General features: G+C 60.1%; 2 protein-coding genes. Both read right to left on the bottom strand.

The features are described 5' to 3' along the window. The coding region (locus tag HPY58_13965) for a GGDEF domain-containing protein (GenBank protein NPV30720.1) at nt 1-2,085 on the bottom strand (2,085 nt) is incomplete at its 3' end. A 22-nt stretch (nt 2,086-2,107) separates the two neighbouring features. After that, nucleotides 2,108-3,883 carry a peptidoglycan DD-metalloendopeptidase family protein gene (locus tag HPY58_13960; protein ID NPV30719.1) on the bottom strand — a complete coding sequence of 592 codons (1,776 nt, stop codon included), beginning with the start codon at nt 3,881-3,883 and terminating at the stop codon, nt 2,108-2,110. Nucleotides 3,884-4,093: the final 210 nt, after the last annotated feature.

Genomic DNA, 4,093 nt, shown 5'->3' with positions numbered 1-4,093 from the left:
GTGCAGAACGACGATCCCGTCCGACCGGGAGACCCTGCCCGCGATGTCCAGGCTCCCGGCGCAGTCGACAATGACCAGGGGAAACTTCGGCTTAATGCTCTCTACCAGGGCGTTCGGGGAAACGTCCCGGACATTCAGGAATTTTAACGGGTCGACCGGCCAGACGGTTATCCCACCCCACCCGAGGGGAGCGTTCGAACCGGGGATTCTCCAGTCTGACGTTATTAACTCCCGCTCAGAGATTCCCAGGACCAGAGCCGCCGTGCTCTCCGGGGCGGCGCAGACCAGGGCGCAGTCCTCGATGTCCCTGGCCAGCCGGGCGGCCACCTCTCCCGCATGGCCGGGGCGCGACGGGCAGACAATATAAAGGGCGCTGTGCAGCGCAAGAGACTGGCCCCTGTCGGAATGCCCACCCGGGAGAACTTTCAAGTTTTTCATCGGCTTCGGCTTCTCAAGCATCTCAAGCAGGGCTTCAATCACGTTTTCGGGGTCTTTGACCACCTTTGCGTCCGGCCTTGACTTTCTTATGGCGAAATCGGCTATCGTGCCGGTGCCCAGAACCACCAAAGGCTTGCCCGGCGGGGCGAAACCGAATCCCTGGGCGTCGGCAACGACAACTGTGGCGTCAGCCGGATCGGTCGCCACTTCCAGCCCCTGCTCCAGAAGCAGCGGGCCGAGAGAGGATACTTTCTGGCCCAGGAGCAAAACCTTGAGTTTTTGGAATTGAGCGCCTGCAACGCGGTTGCGGCCTTCACTCTTGGCTTTATACAGGAACCTGTCGGCCTCTGCGATAATGTCCTTGCCCTTTTCATACCCGGCTACCCCCGCGGAGAACGTGCACTTGACTTTCTCTCCTGAAGGAAGAATTATATCGCGCTGAGACCACTTTTCACGGAGCCTGTCGATCAATACCTGCGCTCCGTTCACCGGGGTGTTCGGCAGTCCAATTACAAACTCTTCTCCCCCGTAGCGGGCAGCCACGTCAACGGAGCGGATCTGAGCTTTCAGGAACGCCCCGAAGGAAGCCAGAACGGCGTCGCCTGCCTGATGGCCGTAGGTGTCGTTAAAGGACTTGAAATGGTCAATGTCGATCATGGCAATAGAAAAGTTGGGCTCCGGTTTTCTCTCCTGTTCGGCGATCCATTCCAGCAGGAAGTCCTTTTTAAACAGCCCGGTCATTGAATCGATTTCGGCCTTTTTCCAGAATTCCCTGTAGCGCCTGGAAAGAGCGGTTGCTTCTTCTATAACTCCAGGATTAAGCTTTTTGATGCACATATCCGCCCCCGCGCGCAGAAACTCCTTGTTCCCCTTTAAGACCACCAGGGGAACGGCCCGAAAGCGGGGATCCCTGCGGAATTCGCGAACTGCTTTAATGCCCCAGGATGAAGGAATGACCACGGCATCGCACTCTGCGTTAATCTCTGCCGGCGTTTTCCAGCTTCCTTCGATGTAATTGCCGTTTACAATAATACCGGGTTTACCGTGTGTAATTAGTTTACCGAGTAATCTGGATATGCCAGGTTTACTGTTTTGCGGCGTCACGCTTTTATAAAGAATTGTTTTTTCGATATCTGGAGTCTCTTCTTTGAGTATCCCTTCGCGATCGTTCTCCTGATTTTTTTTACCAAACGCCCTGCCCAGCAGACCAGTTTTATGAGATTCCTTATCTTCTTTTTGAACGGCAATTTGCTTTTCTTCTTTTGTTTGAAGATCGAATTTATCAAGCATCTCCGCTGCCTCTTCCGGCTTCGCCGGGTTCTCCAGACGATGAAGAATCTCCGCTGGCCCGGCAGGGAGAAATACGAAGTCTCGAACGCCCAGAGCAGCCGCATACGGCACGATGGGGTTTTTCCTTCCCGCCAGGAGCACCACCCTGGCTAGGGGCACGATTTCCCGGAGTGCCTCCCGGTGCCCCACCGGAGGGATTTCGGCAACATCTTCTGAAAAGATAACGGCTTCAGGGGCAAACTCTCCGGCCATGCGGGGGGCAAGGTCGGTGGAAAGACACTCCTTTACATCATGCCCCACCGAGGCCAGATAACCTGTGATCCCCTCCGGAGCGCCCGATATGATCAGCACGCGCAAAGCAAACACCCCTTTATATTTTCTATTGCAGATCCCGGAGAAGCGGCTCCGGGTCGATCCAGCCGCCGCCGATGGGGCGCATGCCGAAGTGCAGGTGCGGGCCCGTAGACCAGCCGGTGCTCCCGATCTCCCCGATTTTCACGCCCGGCCTCACCGCCTGCCCCTCCCGCACGTTAATTTGGGAGAGGTGGGCGTAGAGGTACTCGTGCTGGGCGTCCCGGACGTAGACGCGGTTTCCGTAGGTTTCGTCGTACCCGGCGTCAAAGACCACGCCCGCGGAAACGGAAACGACCTCGGCCCCTTCCGGCGCTCCGATGTCGATCCCGGTGTGCTCCGTCCACTTCTTCAGAATCGGGTGAAAGCGCATTCCGAAGTGACTGCTGATTTCATAATACCCCGGCACCGGCCAGGCCCCGGGGCGGCTCCGGTAGGCTCCGGCTAGGCGCACGATGTCGGATATATAGCCCTGCGCGGCCTCCACGTCGGAGCCGTATCCGCCGTAGCGGGCGAGGGCCCTCTCCAGCTCCTCCGGGGGGTCCCGCAGGTCGATTTCCTCCCAGTCCCAGCCCGGCCTTCCCAGGAAGCCCGCCAGGACCTGGGCGCCCACGATGATCTGCGCCCGGGGGTCCCACCTGTCTTTCTCCGGGTCGAAGCCGCACCGCCGCGCCCACTCCGGCCAGTAGTCGGGGTGAAGCTGGGTGAGTCCGAAGCAGCCGGTCTTTTCGTTCACGGTGTTGGGGTCCCAGGAGCTCTCCCGCTCAATCAGGCCCGCCAGGAGCCAGACCGGAATGCCGGTCAGCCGGGAAGCTTCCTCCAGGGCGTCCCGGAACTCCGCCGGTATCGACGCGCCGGAAATGAGAGAGACAAGGGATGCGCCTGAGTCCAGCAGCCAGGCCAGGTTCTCCTGTTGAGCGGTGAAGCCCTGGGCCATCTCGAAGGTGGATCTGGCCGCGATCCGCGCCTGTTCCTTCTCCTCTTTTGTGCCGGTGGGCAGCTTGTAGAGAGGGACGATATACTTCTCGACGTACTCCAGCCCGTCGGAGAGCCTCTGGGTGTCGGCGATTTCCTCGTAGGTCACGGAGCCCCCGTCGGGGTAGGTCTTCGTCACCCACTTATGCTTCCAGCGGTAGTGGCCCCGGATGGTATACGCTTCCACCAGGAGGTAGACGGTCTCGGTGGTGCAGTTCCCGTCCTTGTCGCAGTAAGTCACGTGGGATTCTTTGTAGTAAAACCAGGGGCGCAAATTTTCTGCGGCGTCCTTCAGCCTCTTCTTTACCCACCCCCGGTCGTTCATCCGGTCCTCCCGCTCCTGGGCCGCGAGGTAGAGCACCGGGGCGTAGGCGTCCCCCCACTGGTTCGCCAGCTTCGCGTCGCGGCCGTAGCGGTCGGCCAGGCGCCCAAGGGTGTACTCCCCCTCCCCCGGATACCAGGCGCCTTCGCCGCCCACCAGCCAGGTCTCCTTGACGTTGAATTCGGACACCTGTTCTTCGGCGTACTCCCGGACTTCTGCGTCCTGCTCCGATGGCTCCACGCCTGTCAGCGCGGTCTGGGCGGGCATGGCCGAGTAAAAGGCCCCGAACAGAACCGTCAGGGCAACCAGGACGATAATCACGATGGCCACCGGCCAGCCGACCGCCCCGATAAGGGCGGCGATCCCCTTCACCAGGAACTTCCCGGCGGCTTTCACCGCCGCCTTCGTGCCTCTCTTCAGGGCATTCTTCGCGGCGTGCTTCGCAATCCCCTTTCCGGCCTCCCGCGCCCGGTCGAAGGGGGTGTTTTCTTCGTCGCGGTAGTACACGCACCTTCATCCTCCCAAGAAAAAGAAGCCCCCGGCTTTTGACCGGGGCTTGGTATCTTACCGCTTTTTTATCATTCTTCCAGCCTCCTACAGGTTTCTCCTAGGCGAGCGCAACCTGCCCGCTTCTGCATCCGAGCTCCGAGAGGCCACGGCTCAAAAATACAAGCGGGATTCCCCGCTCCCGGGCGAGCTCCTTGGCGGCGCGGACGG

Source organism: Bacillota bacterium (genome assembly GCA_013177945.1).
In the GTDB taxonomy this organism is placed as follows: Bacteria; Bacillota; DSM-12270; order Thermacetogeniales; family Thermacetogeniaceae; genus Ch130.
Note: the sequence above shows the minus strand (reverse complement) of the source record. Positions and strands in the feature narration are given on the sequence as shown.